At 55.1% G+C, this 17,718-nt stretch carries 13 protein-coding genes; 7 read left to right on the top strand and 6 right to left on the bottom strand.

The features are described from left to right. Together JIN87_RS12925 and JIN87_RS12920 are read right to left on the bottom strand one after the other, a co-directional pair. Window positions 1–600 (bottom strand): hypothetical protein, encoded by a 600-nt coding sequence (locus JIN87_RS12925; protein ID WP_200355989.1) that lies wholly within the window; start codon window positions 598–600, stop codon window positions 1–3. A 181-nt stretch (window positions 601–781) separates the two neighbouring features. Further along, a complete protein-coding gene (locus JIN87_RS12920; RefSeq protein ID WP_200355988.1) occupies window positions 782–2,221 on the bottom strand; it encodes an esterase/lipase family protein in 1,440 nt (479 codons plus the stop codon). A gap of 213 nt (window positions 2,222–2,434) precedes the next feature. On the opposite strand from JIN87_RS12920, the gene JIN87_RS28605 reads away from it, so the two are divergent. Beyond that, entirely contained in the window at window positions 2,435–4,528 is a 2,094-nt protein-coding gene (locus JIN87_RS28605) for a TonB-dependent receptor plug domain-containing protein (RefSeq protein ID WP_200355987.1), read from the top strand. A 9-nt stretch (window positions 4,529–4,537) separates the two neighbouring features. Here JIN87_RS28605 and JIN87_RS12910 read toward each other — a convergent pair whose 3' ends face one another. After that, window positions 4,538–6,460, bottom strand: a complete 1,923-nt coding sequence (locus tag JIN87_RS12910) for an ATP-binding protein (RefSeq protein WP_200355986.1) — start codon at window positions 6,458–6,460, stop codon at window positions 4,538–4,540. Beyond that, window positions 6,457–7,008, bottom strand: a complete 552-nt coding sequence (locus tag JIN87_RS12905) for a YfiR family protein (RefSeq protein ID WP_200355985.1) — start codon at window positions 7,006–7,008, stop codon at window positions 6,457–6,459. Before JIN87_RS12905 ends, JIN87_RS12910 begins: the two co-directional genes overlap by 4 nt. A gap of 264 nt (window positions 7,009–7,272) precedes the next feature. Here JIN87_RS12905 and JIN87_RS12900 point away from each other — a divergent pair, with 264 nt between their 5' ends. Then, a complete protein-coding gene (locus JIN87_RS12900) occupies window positions 7,273–8,349 on the top strand; it encodes an amidohydrolase family protein (RefSeq protein WP_200355984.1) in 1,077 nt (358 codons plus the stop codon). A gap of 129 nt (window positions 8,350–8,478) precedes the next feature. On the opposite strand, the gene JIN87_RS12895 is transcribed toward JIN87_RS12900, so the two are convergent. Beyond that, window positions 8,479–9,723: a CobW family GTP-binding protein gene (locus JIN87_RS12895; RefSeq protein WP_200355983.1), complete on the bottom strand. Its 1,245-nt coding sequence runs from the start codon at window positions 9,721–9,723 to the stop codon at window positions 8,479–8,481. 105 nt (window positions 9,724–9,828) lie between these two features. Between JIN87_RS12895 and JIN87_RS12890 the strand changes: the two genes are divergently transcribed. Further along, window positions 9,829–12,657: a M16 family metallopeptidase gene (locus tag JIN87_RS12890; RefSeq protein WP_200355982.1), complete on the top strand. Its 2,829-nt coding sequence runs from the start codon at window positions 9,829–9,831 to the stop codon at window positions 12,655–12,657. Window positions 12,658–12,833: 176 nt separating this feature from the next. Then, entirely contained in the window at window positions 12,834–13,118 is a 285-nt protein-coding gene (locus tag JIN87_RS12885) for a hypothetical protein (RefSeq protein ID WP_200355981.1), read from the top strand. Window positions 13,119–13,202: 84 nt separating this feature from the next. Here the strand turns inward: JIN87_RS12885 and JIN87_RS12880 are convergent, their stop codons facing one another. After that, window positions 13,203–14,117, bottom strand: a complete 915-nt coding sequence (locus tag JIN87_RS12880) for an AraC family transcriptional regulator (protein ID WP_200355980.1) — start codon at window positions 14,115–14,117, stop codon at window positions 13,203–13,205. A 114-nt stretch (window positions 14,118–14,231) separates the two neighbouring features. Here JIN87_RS12880 and nagB point away from each other — a divergent pair, with 114 nt between their 5' ends. From nagB to JIN87_RS12865, 3 genes are read left to right on the top strand one after another with little or no spacing between them, the layout of a single operon-like run. Next, complete coding sequence (gene nagB / locus JIN87_RS12875; protein ID WP_200355979.1) at window positions 14,232–16,121, top strand: glucosamine-6-phosphate deaminase; 1,890 nt, start codon at window positions 14,232–14,234, stop codon at window positions 16,119–16,121. A gap of 15 nt (window positions 16,122–16,136) precedes the next feature. Further along, the gene (locus JIN87_RS12870) at window positions 16,137–16,871 is read left to right on the top strand and encodes a 3-keto-disaccharide hydrolase (protein ID WP_200355978.1); all 735 of its coding nucleotides are present in this window, start codon (window positions 16,137–16,139) and stop codon (window positions 16,869–16,871) included. A gap of 7 nt (window positions 16,872–16,878) precedes the next feature. Next, window positions 16,879–17,715: a PIG-L deacetylase family protein gene (locus tag JIN87_RS12865; RefSeq protein ID WP_200355977.1), complete on the top strand. Its 837-nt coding sequence runs from the start codon at window positions 16,879–16,881 to the stop codon at window positions 17,713–17,715. The last annotated feature ends 3 nt before the right edge of the window (window positions 17,716–17,718 follow it).

Below are 17,718 nucleotides of genomic sequence, written 5' to 3'. Positions count from 1 at the left end.
TCAGCTACGGTTCGCGAAGGGAAAGCGCTGGATGCGGTTTTGCTGAACCGGCTGTGGCTGTGGATCTGAGAGTTTCGCTCCGAGATCTTTGAGCTCTCGGCGGAGATTGGTGTTGTCGTAAGTGAGCTCGGAGCGGATCCGGGCGTAGGCGGCGACGAGGTCTTCTAGTTCTTCCAGTTTCCGTCCCGAGCGGGCTCGCTCTTTGCGAAGTTCGGCGAGCTCGGCTTCGATCGAGCTGATTTGCTCTCTACGGTGTTCCGCTCGGTCCTGGGTTTTGCGGATGAATTCGCGGATGATGCGGGTTTCGCGCAGTGGGTTGCTTCCGGGCAGATCGGTGACTTGGCCTTCGAGGCATTGATCCGCGATGTGCTTGATGGGCTTGGTGAGCTGAAGGTGGAGCTGCTTGAAGAGGACGATCAGTACGACTGCGTTCACGACGCTCGCCAATAGCCAGAGGAGCTCTGTCGGGAGTCCGAGCGTGGAGCTGAGGGCTATCCGGAGCGGTTGCAGGGCTTCTACGTTGAGGAAGGCGAAGGTTGTGAGGAGAGTGAGTAGGCTGACGAAGAGGTAGCGGTTGAGTGTAGATTGGCAGGTCTTCACGGGAGGCTAGGTTGGTGTTAGCTGGAGGTGGCGAATGCGAGGGGCTGGCGGCTCTGTCGTGTGAGCAGGTGCGTTGCCGCAGCCCGAACCATGAGTGTCGGATGGTTCGGACTATGGTTCCTTTAACATTTTTTTACCAGCAAGAATCTACAAACCTGCGGAAAATACGTACTCTTTTTGCTTATGAGAGCTCAAATACTTTCCCGCTTGGGAGTCGAAGCAGGGTGATGTCGACGATGGTGGTGCGGAAGCTTTGGATGAGGGCTCGGATCTGGGTGGGGGTGAGTTTGATGGAAAGGGGAGCGAAGGCGATCTCTGGGGAGTGGTCTTCGTGGGCGGTTATTTCGAGGTGCACGGTGGGCACGTTGTCGAGCAGTTCGACCCACTTTTTACTTCGTTTGTTGAAGCTTTGGGTACGGAGGTAGAAGGTGATGGTGCCTTTGTCCTTCTTGTTGAGGTGCTTGTCCTCGATCATGTGCTCCAGCTTGTTTTTGGACGTACGCGGGGGAGTGGAGCGGATGGTGATGTCGAAGTCTTCGACGGCGGCGCCAAATTGGTCGCGTAGGCGGAAGATGAGCTGGGCGTGTCCCTCGTATTGGCTCTGCTTGTTCCACTCGAGGGCGCTGGAGCGGAGGCGGGCGGCGCGTTGGAAGGTCTTTTGTCGGGCGGACTCGAAGGTGGCTGCGGTGGCTGCGTACTTAGAGGTGTCGTAGGGGGTGGTGAGGGCCTTCGCGATGAGGGGGACAACTTGGCTGCGGTTCTTGGAGCCTGTCACGATGCCGATCTTGTCACCGAAGTGGGCGGTTTCGTAGGCGATGGCGAAGGGGACGGGCTGGCGTTCGGAGGCGACGTCGCTGAGGTCGAACTGGTAGATTTCGGAGGTGTCGATGATTTCCTCCTCGTGGCGTCGCTTTATGAGCGTTTGGAGGGCGTCGACACTGAGCTCGAAGGCGGCGTCGGTGGGGGCGACGCGGAGGAGGTTGAAATTCAAGTTGCCGGCGGAGGTGCGCACGGTGTTGTCGGAGGAATCTTCTTTAACGTAGCGGATGGGCAGGTGCCTCATGGCGGAGAGGGTTTGTGAGCCGATCAGGCAGAATTCCTGGACTTGGTAGTCGTGGTACATGTCGTTCCCGGCTTCGGTGAAGTGGGAGTGCAGGTCGATGGTTTTGCTGGCTCCGAACTCGAGTTCGTTGAGGATTTTGACGCCGCGTCCGGTGCCTTTGAAGAAGCGTGCCCAGCGTGCCATTTGGCCGCGTCCGATGTGGGCGAGGCCGCTGCCGAAATTGGCTCCGGCGAGGTGGACGAGGTTTTGGATGGGGCAGGGGCGGGGGCTGTAGAGCTTGATCCAATTTCGCACTACGAGGGCGCCGGTGCTGTGGATTACGACGTGGAAGCCGTTGGCGAGGAGGTCGCCGTGGGCTTTGAGGGCTCGCTCCATGGCGAAGCTGACATCGTCGAGGGCGATGCCGTCGCTGAGCGAGATCCAGCGGCTGAGGTTGAGGTCGAGAACTTGGGCGCCGAGTTTGGCTTGCAGGTCGGAACCGAGGGTCCCGTAGATTTCTTCGACAGTGTTGGAGGCTCCTTCGGAGGAGTATCCGTGAACGAGGACGATCGGTAGCATACGAGTTGGTGGTTTGAGTTGGAACTAGGTAAGCGTTTCTTTGCTAAGGGCTTGGCTTGAAAGTGTCGAGTCTGGAAGCGTTTGAGGGGGGGCGCGGGACTGGGCAAGCTACTTAGGGATCGTCTACAGGGGGACAGTGGGTTCTTGTCATCGGGCACGCTTGGGTCCTGATTTGGTAGCGCTAAGCTCCCTTAGTGCATCCTCGTTAGTGCCATGATTGAGTCGATTCGTAACCTGTTTTTGGGCAGTTTGAAGTCTGCCGCTATCATTTGTTGTCCGTTTTCTTTGTTCGGTTCTGAAATGGATATCGCCTCGTTGTCTTTGGACCAGTTAATGGAAGTGGAGGTGACGACTCCTGGCAAGGTGCCGGAGGCGATTCGCGATACGCCGGCCAGCATTTATCTGGTGACGCGGGACGACATCGAGACTTTTGGCTACCAAGATTTGACTGAGGTGCTGACGAATGTCCCGGGATTCTACAACATCGACAACTACACCGGTGTTGGCGGCAACTTTGGGGTTCGAGGTTATTGGAACAGCCGGGATCAAAACAGTGGGCTGGCTATTTTGGTGAATGGTGTGCCGCAGATGAGGCCGGATCTGTTCACGACTCCGATGGAGGGGATCAATGTCCCGGTGGAGGCCATCGACCGCATCGAGGTTTCGAAGGGGCCAAACAGTGTCGTTTATGGAAACGGGGCGTTTTTTGGAGCGATCAACATTATTACCGACGGCTCCTACAGTGATGATCAGCTAAGCGTCTCGCACGGGAGCAACGATACGACTCGTGTGTCTGGAAGGTATTCGGAATTTGGTGACGACTATCATGTTATCATGAATTTCGGATATACGGAAACGGATAGCTATGACTATGACCTGTTGGACATGGTAGGGCCTGTCCGTTCGATGTTGTTGCCGAATTTTGGGGTGAGTGCGGATAACAGCTCGCTTGACGGGCGTTTGGAGAAGGAGCGTGCTTTCTTCCAAGTGTCCGCGGCTTGGAAGCAGTTCTATCTCGATTACACGCTGAACAAGTCGGAGATCGAATCGTTCTCCGGATTTCCTGCGGTGGATGAGGGGAATTTGCGGGACTCGGAGCTGGAGCGAATCATGGTGGGGGCCGATGTGCCTCTGGGCGACTACAGTTGGGATACGAAGCTGACGTACTTTTCGTATTACCATGAGGAATACTTCGATGCGTTGTTCCCGGGGTTCTATGGTTTGAACTCGAGGGATTTTGATAACTGGGAGCTGGAGTCCCTGCTGACCTACGATTCGGGTGAGAAGCTGAGGTTTTTGCTGGGAGTGAACTACCAGCGTATGCAGAACTTTTTGGAGTACACGGATGTGCCGGCGGTGGGATTGATCAATGAGTCGGTGGTGATCGATGATCGAGACATGCACTCCTTCTTTGGGCAGCTGAACTACGATCTGTCGGACGCGTGGAAGCTTGTGGCGGGCTATCGTCTTGAGGAGATGGGCTCGTTTGATCGCTTTGTGTTTGTTGACGAGCCGATTGACGGGACGCCTCTTCCGAGCGGTCCAAACGGCGGTTTCCAAAACGGGACCCCGCGCGCCTCTTTGATTTATCAGCCCAATGATTCCGATGTTTTAAAGTTCATGGTTGGGGATGCGACAAAGATCCCCGCCTTCAACGCTCGGAATTTCAGCAACGAGAAGATTCGAACTGCGGAGGTCAATTACAGCTGGGCGAGTGAAGCGAGCTTGGTGAGCGTGTCGTTGTTCTACAACTCGCTGAGCGATCTGCTCATCGAAACGCTGGATGTCACTCCTTCCGGTCTGGTCGACATGGACCGGATCTTTGGGGGCGAGGCGGATTCGATCGGGATCGAACTATTGGCGCGTCAGGAGTTTTCGGAACGGGTGCGAGGTGAGTTTGGCGTGACCTGGCAGGATTCGGAAAGCGATGCGACGCCTGATGAAACGCTGTCTTATTCTCCGGAAATTGTAGCCCATGCTAAGCTCTCGTATCGCGAAGGTAATTTCTCCGCTTCTGCCCTTGGACAGTATGTGGACGAAATGAGGCCGTTCTATAATCTGGATACGCTAGGGTCTCCTCTGGTGGCGGGCGGCTATTTCGGGGATACCTCGGACGACTATTTTCTGGTCGATCTGAATGCCCGTTTGGACAAGGTCTGGAAGAGTGTATTCCTGAACTTACACGTAAGGAACGTATTCGATTCTGAAGTACGCTATCCAAATAATCCTATCAATGGTCTTCTCTTGGATCGGGGCACGATCGGGCATGGTCGCCGAATCGATGTCTCCGCGGGGCTGCGCTTCTAGCAGACTCTGTTAATTCGTTTGGCTTCGGTTGAGCCACTTGTTTGTGATCTGGTTTAGCCGTTCGGTGTTGAACGGTTTGGAGAGCAGGTCGTCCATGCCGGCCTCTAGGCATTGTTCGTTGCCTCGGGTGGTGACATGAGCGGTGAGGGCGATGATTGGTGTGCGTTCGGAGTCGCTCTCGAGCTTTCTGATTTCCTTGGCGGTTTCGTATCCATTCATCCGGGGCATTTTTATGTCCAGGATGATGAGGTCGAAGCTTTCGCTTTGCACGTACTTGATGGCATCGGCTCCGCTGCGGGCGCAGACGACTTGGTGGCCGCAGCTGGTGAGCAGGGACTCGCCGAGCTCGAGGTTTACGAGCTGATCGTCGACGAGGAGAATCTTGGCTTCCTGTTCTGGATCTGGTTCGGGGACGCTTGGGGCGATGCTTGGATCGGGATCGATCTCGTCGGTGGGGGAGACCGGGATTTCGAGCCAGAAGGTGGTGCCTTTGTCGGTTTCGCTTTCGAAGTCGATTGTTCCGCCGAGCACTTGCACGATTCGCTGGGTGATGGCGAGGCCGAGGCCCATGCCGCTGTATTGGCGGGTGAGGCTGGAGTCGATTTGGGAGAATGGCTTAAAGACGGTGTCGCGGTCGCCGGGGGCGATTCCAATTCCGGTATCCTCTACTTCGATACGTAGTTTATGAGGTGCGCCCTCTTCTTTCGAGAGGATGGTGGTTAGTGTGATGGAGCCTGATTCGGTGAACTTGAGCGCGTTTGAGACGAGGTTTAGTACGATTTGCTGTAGCTTGATCCGGTCGGTCCTTAGGGTGTTTGTCTCTACGAGTTCTTGTGGGGAATGCTGGTGGTGGCAGAGGAGTTGGAGCCCTTTGGTCTGAGCCTGCTGGTCGAGTAGGCTCAGGACGTTTTGGCAGAGTCGCTTGTAGTTGACGGGTTCGCTATTGACGAGGATGGAGCCTCTTTCGAAGCGACTGAAGTCGATGACGCGATCGATGAGATTCTGCAGGTGTTCGGCGTATTGCTTGACGAGGGAGAGCTGTTTGCGGTCGTTTTCGGATGACGCGTTGCGCAACAGAATCTCGACGTATCCGATAATTGGATTGAGCGGGGTGCGTAGCTCGTGGCTGATGACGGAGAGGAAATCGTCTTTTGCTCGGTTGGAGGCTTCGGCGGTCTCTTTGGCTTGGACGAGGGCGATCGAGCGTTTTTCGATTTGCTCGAGCATCTCGTTGAAGGCGTCGACCAGCTGGCCTGTCTCGTCTTCGCTGATACGTTTTTGACGTGAGGATACGTCTTGAAACTCGGTGATGCGGCGAGCGGTTTCAGCGAGTTCGATAACGGGTCTGGATACGTGTGAACCGAGCCGTTTGGCGAGGAGTATGGCGGTGGCGATGGCCCCGACGAGCAGGCTGACGAAGAGGGTGCTGTGGGCGAACTTGAAGGCGTTGAGCTCGCCTTGACTTGCTTTGAGCACGAGGTGGGCGATGAGGACGCCGCTGTCGAAAATCGGTTCTTTGATCAGGATTTTGCCGTCGCTAAATCCGGTTTCGACGTCGAGGGGAGGGATGGAGGGGGGCAGCTCTAACTCTTCGTTGGTGTAGGAGGTGAAGACGGTTCCGTCGTCGAGATAGACGCCGGCGGATTCGATATAAGATTGGACGGAGAGAACGGAGAGGACGTCGCTAGCGTCGCGTTGGTCGTTGAAGATGATGGCGGCGTCGAGGTTGCCGGCGGTCATGCGGGCGGTGGCTTGGTATTCTTCGAGCAGTCGGGTTTTGAAGAGGTTTAGCTCGATGAAGAAGGAGAGCAGCATGGCGAGCACCGTGACGAAGCCGGCGACGCCTGCGATGAGGACGACGAGCTTCTTGCGGATGGAGAGCTGGCTATAGATCTTCGCGAAAGCGTTTCTTTGTGGGGTAGTTTCGCTCATTCTTTGATGATCTTGGCCGCGAGGCGGAGCAGCTTGGCTCGGTATTGGATGCCGCGGCGGTTTGAGTTTTCGAGCTGGATCTCGAATCCTAGTTTCTTCTGGCTCTTGACGAGCTTCACCATGCCTCCTTGTTCGAGGAAGCCGTCGAAGGCTCCGATCAGGACAAGCGCTTGGTTTTCGGTTTTTCGAACGATGCGGGGGATCGCGGTGTATTGGGGGCGGGGAAAGAAAATGGCGTCGAGTTGGGAGAGGTCTGAATCTTCGAGCTCGGAGTCGACCGTTTCGATGGCGAATCTGCCTTGGTAGCGTTCGTTTTGGGCGAGCTTGCGAAAGGCTTCAAAGTGTTCGTCCGACTCGTAGATCCCGATTTTCCTGACGGTCGAACCGTCGGACTCTGGCCATTCGGTAAAGCTGAGGATTTGCAGGGTGATGGCGGCTTCGATGGTCGCTTGCTCGACTGGCTGGGCATGCGTGGGCGCGACGAGCTTGCCGAGAAGCAAGCAAGCGATTGCGACGAGCGCTCTCAAATCGCGTGCGAAGGGTCCCATCAGGATCGGTTGGAAGAGGAGATTGGATCAGGATTGGCGGGGCGGGGTGTCGTCGAGACGTAGGTTTTCCTGCCTTTGCCGAATTCGTTGGAGATTTGCATTTTGAATCCTAGGGCGTTGTCGGTTGGCACTTACCCTTAGGAGAGGGTGCAATTGAGTGCGAAAAAGCGGTCGGATCGCGAGCAATTTCCCGCGTGATCGTTTAAAGTTTTTCGGGTCGTATTGGTGGCTTGAACTGGGGCTGCTACTTCTGAGAATTGCTTAATGCTGTTTCCCCTCTGTTTGCTCGTCTTTTTTGTTTTGGGGTTCGGTCTTCGAGCGCTGCGATTCAAGGGGCCGATTTGCCCGCCGGATGAGGAGCTCCCCAAGGGGGTGGTGGACATGCATTGCCACACGGCGGGGATTGGGGCTGGCGGTAGCGGGGCGAGGATTTCGGAGGCCTTGCGCTCGAGTTGGAGGTTCGGGGTGTATCTCAAGATTTTTGGCAGCAGCAAATCGGAGTTGGAAGAGGGGGGCGACGTCTCGATCATGAAAGGCATCAGCCAATCGATCGCGGAGTCGACCCATGTGGAGCGAGCAGTCATCCTGGCGATGGATGCGCCCTACGATCGGAAGGGCGATTTGGACGAAGCCGCTCTTGAGGTGTTCGTTCCGAATCGGTTTGTGGGCGAGTCGGTGCGTGGCTTGGGCAACCTGGCGTTTGGGGCGAGCGTGCATCCGTTTCGGTTGGATGCCTTGGAGGAGCTGGAGTGGTCGAAGGAAAATGGGGCTGTATTGGTGAAGTGGCTACCGAATATCCAGGGAATCGACCCGGGTGACGAGTCCTTCGCTCCTTACTACCGGAAACTGGTGGAGCTGGACTTGCCTTTGCTGACGCATACGGGAGACGAGGACTCGTTTTCGCGGACCGACAATGCTCTTGGCGACCCGCGGCGGCTTGAGTTGCCGCTGAGTCTGGGGGTGAAGGTGATCGCGGCCCACGTCGCGAGCGCGGGAGTTTCCGAGGGGCAGTGCAATGTGGAACGCTTGCTGGAGATGATGCCGAAGTACCCGAATCTGGTGGCTGACATATCCACTCTTACTCAATTCAATCGGAAACGCTATCTGCCCAAGGTGTTGCGGGACGAACGGCTGAAAGGGCGTCTGCTTTATGGAACGGACCATCCGCTGACGAATACGCCGATGGTGTCGCCGTGGCTGTATCCGCTCCGTCTGACCCTTTCGCAAATGTGGTCGATCTCGCGTACCCGCAATCCATGGGATCGGGATGTGCGTTTGAAGCATGCCCTCGGCGTGCCTTGCTCTGCGTTCGAGGACAGCGGACGGTATTTGGGAATGTGATACGAGGAATACCCTCGCTCGAGGACTAGAGCATTTTTCTTTTGTTTAGGCCCTGAGAATCGCGGCACAAGGCCGCTTCCCACTTTAAGATGCGTGAAGTGAAGTGCGACTGTTTAAAAGAAAAGTGCTCTATTCATCGACGAGGCAGGCGTCGAGTTCGGCTTGGAGGCGTTTGCGGTCGAGGTTGAAGCCGATGAAGACGAGCTCCTGGCGGCGGTCTCCGTTGGGGTATTCCCATTTGCGTTCCACTTCAGCGGGGATCTGGGAGCGGTCGATGTTGCCTTTTTCAAGGGCGGTGATCCACCAGCTGCCGATGAAGTCGCAACGGGTTGTCGAGCCGGCGATGGAGAGAAAGCCGACTTGCTCGTTGTTTCCCTCGATCCAGGCGTAGCCTTTGGCCCGCAGGAGGCCGGGGATCGAGTTGTTGATGATGTGAGCGAACTTGTCGGCCTGGAAGGGAGTGCGCGCTCGGTAGACGAGGGTGACGATCCCTTGCTTGGCCTTGGCGATAGGGTCGAGCGCTTTTGAAATGCTGGGCTGGATGAGGGAGCTGGGGTTCGGGCTGACGGAACGGAATTGGACGGGTTCTTGCACGGGGTCGGCTGGACCCGCGTCTTGGTCTTCTTTGTTGAGGCTTTCCAGCCAGCTGGCTCCGGAGAGGGTGGCGTCGAGATCGAAGGCGTGGTTGTGCAGAACGGCTTGGTTGGACAACTGCCCGTCCTGGCATTCGTGCTTTGTGGCTCGGCGGTTAAGTTCGTCGAGGACGACTCGGATTTCGCTTCGCTCCTCGGGGGTTACTTGATCTATCTTGTTGATGACCAGTAGGTCCGCGCATTCGATTTGTTCGATGATCAGCTCGAAGACGGGGCGTTCATCCTGTTGGCGAAGCAGTTCGCGCGAGGCGCCTTTCGCTTGATTGGCTTTCCACTCGCGGAGGAAAAAGGCGGAATCGATGACGGTAACCAAAGAGTCGATACGGACGACTTCTTCGAGCGATTTCCCGTTGGGACCTGGGGTCAGGAAGGTGTGCACGATCTGGGTCGGCTCGGCGACGCCGGTGGCCTCGATGATGATGTGATCGATATTTCGCTTTTTCGCCAAGTCCATGACGGCGAGGGCGAGATCGCCTTGGATGGTGCAGCAGATGCAGCCGCCGGAGAGCTCGACGACCTCGCTTTGAGGGCCTTCGTCGAGGGTGCGCACTTCGCCTTGGATGAGGGAGGCGTCGATGTTTACCTCGCCGATATCGTTGACGATCACTGCGATACGCTCGCCATTGGCGTTCTTGAGAAGGTGGTTGAGCAGGGTGGTTTTGCCTGCTCCGAGGAATCCGGAGAGGACGGTGACGGCGAGTTGTGGCTGCTGTTCGGACATGAAGGCTCTGGTTTTAGGCGTGGCGGCCCGAAAGGGAAGGTTTAAGGAACGAATTGCTAAATCGATTTTCTAGCTCAAGGGTTGTTCCTTGTACTATCTAACTACATGCAGCTTCTAAAATCGCCTGTCCTTTCGCTTTTGTTTCTCGCCGTGCCCGTGTGGGCTTGGGCTCAGCTTCCTGATGATTTCGATTTGGAGGGACCGTTGCCGGTTGATCCGGAAGTGCGAGTGGGGGAGCTTGATAACGGGCTCCGCTACTACATTCGGGAAAATTCGCGTCCGGAGAACCGAGTGTCGTTGCGTTTGGTGGTGAATGCGGGGTCCTTGCAGGAAGAGGATGACCAGCGCGGGATCGCCCACTTTCTGGAGCACATGGCCTTCAATGGGACGAAGAATTTTCGCAAGCAGGAGCTGGTGAATTTTCTGGAGAGCATCGGGATGCGGTTTGGGCAGCATTTGAATGCGAGCACTTCGTTTGACCAGACGATCTACAAATTGGAGGTGCCTTGGGATGACCCGGATGTGGTGGACAAGGCGTTTTTGATTTTGGAGGACTGGGCGTCAAACATCTCGCTCGACCCGTTTGAGATCGAAGCGGAAAGGGGCGTGATCGTCGAAGAGTGGCGTTCGGGCCAGGGGGCGTCTCAGCGGATCCGAGATCAGCAGTATCCGCTGGTTTACTACAATTCCCGGTACGCGATGCGTCTGCCGATCGGGTCGATGTTTGTCGTTCAAAATGCTCCAGCGGAGCGATTCGTGGACTTTTACAAGAAGTGGTACCGTCCGAACCTGATGTCCGTGATCGCGGTGGGGGATTTTGACGCGGAAGAAGTGGAGCGTCAGATCATCACTCGTTTTTCCCGATTGGAGAATCCGGAGGGAGCTCCGGAACGGGTAAACTCTAGCGTTCCGGATCATGAGGAGACCTTGTTTTCGATCGTGTCCGATCCTGAGATCACCGGCATGTCGGCAGTCGTCTACCTCAAGCTCGATCCTGCGAGCGACCAGACGGCGCTGGACTACCGGCAGCATTTGATCGAACGCATCTATTTCTCTCTTTTGAACCAACGTCTTGGGGAGCGCACGCTCGACGCGACGCCTCCCTACATCAACGCCAGCGTGGGCTCCACTCGCCTGGGGCGGGAAAAGCGGGCCTATGCGATGTCAGCTGGCTTGTTTCAAGGGCGGGTTGAGGAAGGGCTCCGTTATCTTGCTGCGGAAGTCGCTCGCGCAAGCGAGGCGGGATTTAGCCAAAGCGAGCTGGATCGGGTGAAGGCGGACATGATTCGTGGTATGGACCGGGCTTACGAGGAGCGTGAAAACACGCAGTCTTCTGTATTCGCTGCGGAATACACGAGGGCGTTCACGGTCGATGAGCCGATTCCTGGGATAAAGCTGGAGAGGGATATGACCCGTGCGTTTTTAGCGGATCTCGATGTGGCAGAGGTGAATCGGGTAGGAGACGCGTTTAAGCAGGAAAGCAATCGCGTGATCCTTTTTACGGCTCCGGAAGGGGAGGGCTACGAGTTGCCGAGCGAGGATCAGCTTTTGGCCGCGATCGACTCTGGTCGCGCGATGGATTTGGGCGCTTACGTTGACGATGTATCCGATGCTCCGCTACTTGCGGAGATGCCGGTGCCGGGCGAGATCGTCTCGGAAACCTACCACGAAGAGGTGGATGTGCATGACTGGACGCTTTCGAATGGGGCGCGTGTGATCATCAAATCGACCGACTTCAAGAACGACCAGGTGCTTATGTCGGCGTTTAGCGAAGGCGGAAGCAGTCTGGTGTTGGACGATGAGTTTATCCCTTCTCTCACGACGACGATGTTGTTGGGGGAAGCGGGGGTTGGTCCTTTCAATACGATCCAGTTGGAGAAGAAGCTGGCGGGTAAGGCTTTGAGGCTATCGCCTTCGATCGGGGCGACGTCCGAGAGCCTGTCGGGATCGAGTTCGCCTCAGGACTTGGAGGACTTTTTCAAGCTGCTCTACCTGCAGATTACGCAGCCGAACGAGAAGGATTTGGCCAAGGCTTTTGAGTCGGTTAAGAACCGTTTGTCGGAGGTGGTAGCGAACCGTAGCAAATCGCCGAGCGCGGTATTCCAGGATGCGATCGAGGAAGCCTACTACGGCGATCACCCACGCCATCAGCCTTTGAACCTGGGGCGTCTCGAAGAAATGGATGCGCGTCTGTCGCTGGAAATCTTCAAGGATCGTTTCCAGAACGCGGGCGACTTCGTTTTTGTTTTCGTAGGTACGATCGATCTCGAGTCGTTCCGGGAGCAGGTAAAGACTTATGTGGCGTCTCTGCCCACGCGAGGCGGAGAACCTGAGAAGGCGATCGCCTTGGACGATAAGCCGAAGTCCGGCCGTTTGTCCGTCGACGTCAAGAAGGGCTTGGAGGAAAAGGCGAATGTACGCCTGTTTTTCACGGGCGATGCGGAGTGGTCTCCTGAAAATCGGTATGCCTTGGCCTTTGCTCGAGGCCTATTGAACATTCGAATGCGTGAGGTTTTGCGCGAGGAGAACGGCGGCGTTTATGGCGTGAGCGTATTTGGGTCGCTGGGGAGAATTCCGGAGGGCTCTTATTCGACGGGCTTTGGCTTTTCGTGTGATCCAGAGAACGCGGAGCAATTGGTGCAGCTTGGATTGTTTGAGATCATATCGCTGCAGGAAGACGGCCCTCGTGAAGCCAATGTGCAGAAAGTCAAAGAGCTGCATGTGCGCGAGCACGAGCGAGGCTTGAAGGAAAACAGCTTCTGGATGCGAAACCTCGTTGGGGTCGTTTCGGAGGGGCGGGACTTTTCCGAGATATTGAGTTTTCCGGATCGAGTGAAGGCTTTTGACCCGGGAGAGGCGCAGGGAGCTGCCAAGCGGTACTTTGACATGAAGAACCTGCTGATCGCTTATCTCTGGCCCGAGTACGGCGAGTAGAGCTTATAAGGGGGCTCGCGTCGTATTAGGAGACGGCTGTCCGTCTAGACATTACGGGGTGTGGGGACCCTAGGTTTTCACCTTATTTCGTCCTCGGGTGTCAAAAATGTGTGAACTGCGCTATGTTTTGGAGGTCGCAATCTATGTGCGGCCCAACCTCTTGCACCGGTTTACAAATGACAGATACGACCACAGCCAAAGACCTCGCGAAGAAAATCGAATGGGTTGGCCTTCGGAACCTATCCTACCACGAAAAGGAGCGGGTTCGTCACGAGCTCGTGGAAGTTAGCTGCTACTTGCCGCGACTGTTGGCCTTGGCCTTGTGGAGTTTTTACGGGCAGCGGCCGCCGGAGTACATGGTGACAAGGGGCTCAGAGAGCAGTCTGCAGACCTATCGCGAGCGCGAACGGACCAAGAGCTACATCCGCGAGCTAATGGCGGACTATAAGGAGGAGGATTAGGTCTCGCTGGAGAATTGAAGGTCGCTGATGAGGCGGCCTTTTTTGTGGGCTGAGGGGAGAGGCCTTGACTGCGAGAGGAAGCCATCACTGCTTCAGGCGCTCGAATTTCTCGGTTTTTCGGTATTGGGAGGGGGTAGAGCCGAGTTGCTTTTTGAAGCTGCGACTGAAGGCCGCGAGGGAATCATAGCCGCAGTCAAAGGCGATTTGAGTGAGAGAGTCGTCGGAGTGAACGAGGAGTTTAACGGCTCGGTTGAGTTTGTAGTGTACAAGGTAACTGCCGAGGCTGAGGCCTGTGAGTTGCTTGAAACGTTTACGAAGGTGGCTTTCTGAGATGGCGAGTCGCTCGGAGATTTGCAGAATGCTGATGTTGTCTTCGAGTGATTGCTCCAGTTGCGTGTTGATCTTATCGACGAGATCGTACCCGAATGTTGGGTACGCAGGAGATTCGATGAGTTTGCGTGATCGGTTCAGGGAGTAGGCTCGGAGTTTGTTTAGCAGGCTAGAGACGGAGAAGGTGAGCATGTCGAGCGTGACTTCGTCGAGTCTCTCGCGTTCCGCGTAGTGGCTGGCGATTTGAAGGGCTTGTTCACAGAGCTCTTCGCTGAGTGGGATGGATGTGTTGGCAAACGAGTCGAACGGCTTCGCGTTGCGGGTTTCGAATGTGATGAATAGCCAGTTCAGTTTTTGGCTTTGCATCTCTAGATAGAAGTGGAACTGGTAGGGCTTCACTAGGAATGCATCGCCGGGTGTGAGGTGAAAGATGCGTCCGTCTACGCTGATTGAGCCTTCCGTTTCGAAGCACAGGATGAGCACGAAACGATGGTGTGGACGGCTGTCGAAGCTCTTGGTTTGCAGAATGCGTTTCTCGGTGCGGAGGAAGATCACGAGATTGTCGGCTACGCAGAGGTTCCGGGCTTTCAGGCCGTGAAAATAGTCGTCTGGGGTTGTCATCCCGAGGCCTTTGAGGCGTTGCGAAGCATTACGGAGGTCTACGGACATATGAACGGAAATATCAAATAATGGATCTGTTTTGCAAATATTTGTCTCACTTTTCTTTGTTATGATGAGAGGCGAACCACCCCTTTACCCCTCAATCCTCAAACTGATACCCTTATGAGTGAACGTAGTGGACAAGAGTTGTACGAACGCATTCCGGCCAAAATTTATGACGACGCCCAGGCCGCGGTAGTGCAAGTTGCGGGCGAAATTGCAGCGGCAATCCGTGAACGCCAGGCGTCTGGCGGTAAATTTGTTTTGGGTTTAGCTACGGGCTCGACGCCGGTACCTCTTTATCGTGAGCTGATCCGCATACATCGTGAGGAGGGATTGAGCTTCGCGAATGTGATTAGCTTCAATCTCGACGAGTATTTCCCGATCGATGATCGCCACCCTGAGAGCTATCACCGTTTCATGCGGGAGCAGCTGTTCGATCACATCGACATGCCGGATGAGCAGATCAATATTCCCAAAGGCGATGTGCCACGCGAGGAAGTGTTCGACGCGTGCAAGGAATATGAAGATGCAATCGTAGCCGCGGGCGGAATTGATATCCAGATTTTGGGGATTGGTCGCACTGGTCATATCGGTTTCAACGAGCCAGGATCGGGTCCGAAGTCGCGGACTCGTTTGGTGACCTTAGATCGACTGACGCGGCTGGATGCTGCTCGTGATTTCCATGGTGAGCACAACGTGCCGCGCTATGCGGTAACCATGGGCGTCGGAACGATCATGGATGCCAAGAAGGTTTACCTGCTGGCTTGGGGGCGTTCCAAGGCCGAAGTAATTAGGGCCGCGGTTGAAGATGATCCCGTCGAAAATTTGCCCGCGAGCTTTTTGCAGGCTCATGAAAATGTGTCGTTCATTTTGGATACGGCTTCGGGGTCGGAACTGACACGAAACAAGTATCCTTGGTTGGTCGGATTTCCGGATTGGACTCCAGAGTTGGCTCGCGAGTCGGTCACGCACCTGTCGCTTAAACTCGGAAAACCGCTCCTTAAGCTTGTTGATAAAGACTACCAGGAAAACGGTTTGTCTGAACTGGTGACAGAGCAGGGGCCTGCCTATGGATTGAACATCCGTGTATTCAACGAAGTGCAGCACACCATCACTGGTTGGCCAGGTGGGAAGCCGGATGCGGATGATACTTATCGCCCAGAACGGGCGGTTCCGGCTCAGAAACGGGTTTTGGTTTTGAGCCCGGAGCCGCAGGACGATGTCCTTGCAATGGCGGGAACTTTGAGCCGCTTGGTTGCGCATGGGCATGATGTGACGGTGGCTTACCTGACTTCTGGGAGCTTGGGTGTCCCGGACGAGGAAGCCCGTTGGGCGGCGGATTTGATGTTGGAAGCTGGCGGTGGTGAAATCGCTATCGATGTACTGCGTGAACTCGACGAGAAAGGGGATTTCGATGAGGACACTGCTGACCTCAGGCAGTTTAAGTCCTACATTCGCCGAAATGAAGCCCGTGCTTCGCTCGAGCGTTGTGGATTGGAGAAAGAGCGTATCCGCTTCTTGGATCTTCCGTTTTATGAGGAAGGGCGTTATCGCCGTTTCGTCACTGGTGAACGAGATGTGGTGGCTGTCAAAGAGCTTCTGCAAAGTGTGCAGCCGCATCAGGTCTATGTGACGGGTGAAGCGGCCGATCCGAGTTCGGTTCAGGCAAAGAGTTTTTCGGTCTTTGAGCAGGCGATATCTGAACTCGCGGATGAAGCTTGGTTGTCCGATTGCTACGTCTGGCTCTATCGAAGTGATGGAAGTGAGTGGGAGATCCACCAGATTGAAATGTCGGTGCCGTGCAGCCCCGACGAAGTTAAGACTAAGGCTCAGGCAATTTATCAACATCGTTCACAGCGTAGTCAGGTGCCTGCTATCAATGAAACTCAAAGCGAAGCATGGGAACAAGCGGTCGCCCGAAATCGTGAGACGAGTAGTCTCTATGATCGGCTTGGCCTAGCCGAGTACGAGGCGATCGAATGCTTTGTACGTTGGACTGTATCCAAATAGTTAGATCTTCTAGGCATGAAACTGTTAAAGCTAAATCTCATCGCCGTGTTGCTAATCTGTACACATATCGTGGCGAAGCCGAATCCTCCCGAAGGGTTTCAGCTTTTGTTCAATGGGAAAGATCTCCAAGGTTGGTACGGCAACAATCCGCACGAGACCATTAAAGCTGAGGATCGTGAGCAATCGTTGAAGGATCAGCAGCTGGTGTTTGGGGAACATTGGAGCGTGGTTGGCAACCAATTGGTTAATGACGGGCATGGTCCTTATGCTACGACTGAGAAGGACTACGGGGATATTGAGCTTCTTCTCGAGTACAAAACGGTCGCGCTAGCGGACAGTGGGATCTATCTTCGTGGGACGCCTCAAGTGCAGATTTGGGATACGACCGAGGCGGGTGGAAAGTGGAAGCTAAATGCTCAAATGGGCTCGGGTGGGCTTTTCAACAATCCTGCTGATTCGCCAGGTAAGAATCCGCTCGTTCATGCTGACAAGCCGTTTGGTGAGTGGAACGCGATGCGGATCAAGCAAGTTGGCGATCGAACTTGGGTCTGGCTAAACGGAGCGTTGGTCGTTGATGGAGCGATTATGCACGCCTATTTCGACAAGAGTAAACCGCTGCCAACGAAAGGTCCGATTCACCTGCAAACTCATGGAGGCGAAATTCGGTGGAGAAATCTCTTTATTCGGGAGATTGGAGCTGAGGAAGCGCGTCGTACGCTCGCGAACAGTGAGGGGAGCACAAACCAATAGTCTGAAAATGGAAAAGTATTTTGTACCAGATGGGGTGGGCCTTCAGTCGGCTCAGAAACGTGTTTCGCATATGGCGATCGGGGCACACCAAGATGATTTGGAGATATTTGCATATCACGGCATTGCTGCTTGCTATCGTTCGGCCTCGAATTGGTTTGCGGGGGTTACTGTTACTGATGGAGGTGGAAGTGCCCGTATCGGTCCGTATCAACATTTCTCCGACGAGCAAATGAAGGAGGAACGCCATCGTGAGCAGAATCGAGCTGCCAAGATGGGTGGATACTCCTTTCAAGCGCAGCTTGGAGTGCCGAGTAAAGTGATCAAGGACGAAGCGGCTTCGGTCGAGTTGGTCGACGAACTATATGAACTGCTCGATGCCTGCCGCCCTCACACTCTCTATCTGCACAACCCTGCCGACAAGCATGATACGCATGTTGCGGTACTCTCTCGTTGTGTCGCTGCATTACGCCGAATGGCTCTAGAGGACAGGCCAAAGCGGATCTACGGTTGTGAAGTTTGGCGCGACTTGGATTGGTTAGATGATGAGTATAAAGTAGCCCTTCCTGTGGATGATCATCCGATTCTGGCTAGAGATCTCGTTGCTGTCTTTGAGTCGCAGATTGCTGGTGGCAAAGATTATATAAGCGCGACCCTGGGACGCAGGCATGCGAATGCGACTTTTTATCAATCTCACAGTGTGGATAAGGTGAATGGCTATACCTTTGCCATGGATCTTAGCCCGCTTTTGGCGGATGACAACCTCAGCATGCGGGAGTTTACCATGCAGCACTTGGAGCGGTTTAAATCAGATGTGTCTGACCGTATCCAAAAATACGATAAGTAACGA

Origin of the sequence: Pelagicoccus mobilis, assembly GCF_016595505.1 — a bacterium.
GTDB lineage: Bacteria > Verrucomicrobiota > Verrucomicrobiia > Opitutales > Opitutaceae > Pelagicoccus > Pelagicoccus mobilis.
The sequence above is the reverse complement of the archived record's forward strand: the minus strand, read 5'-3'. Positions and strand labels throughout refer to the sequence as shown.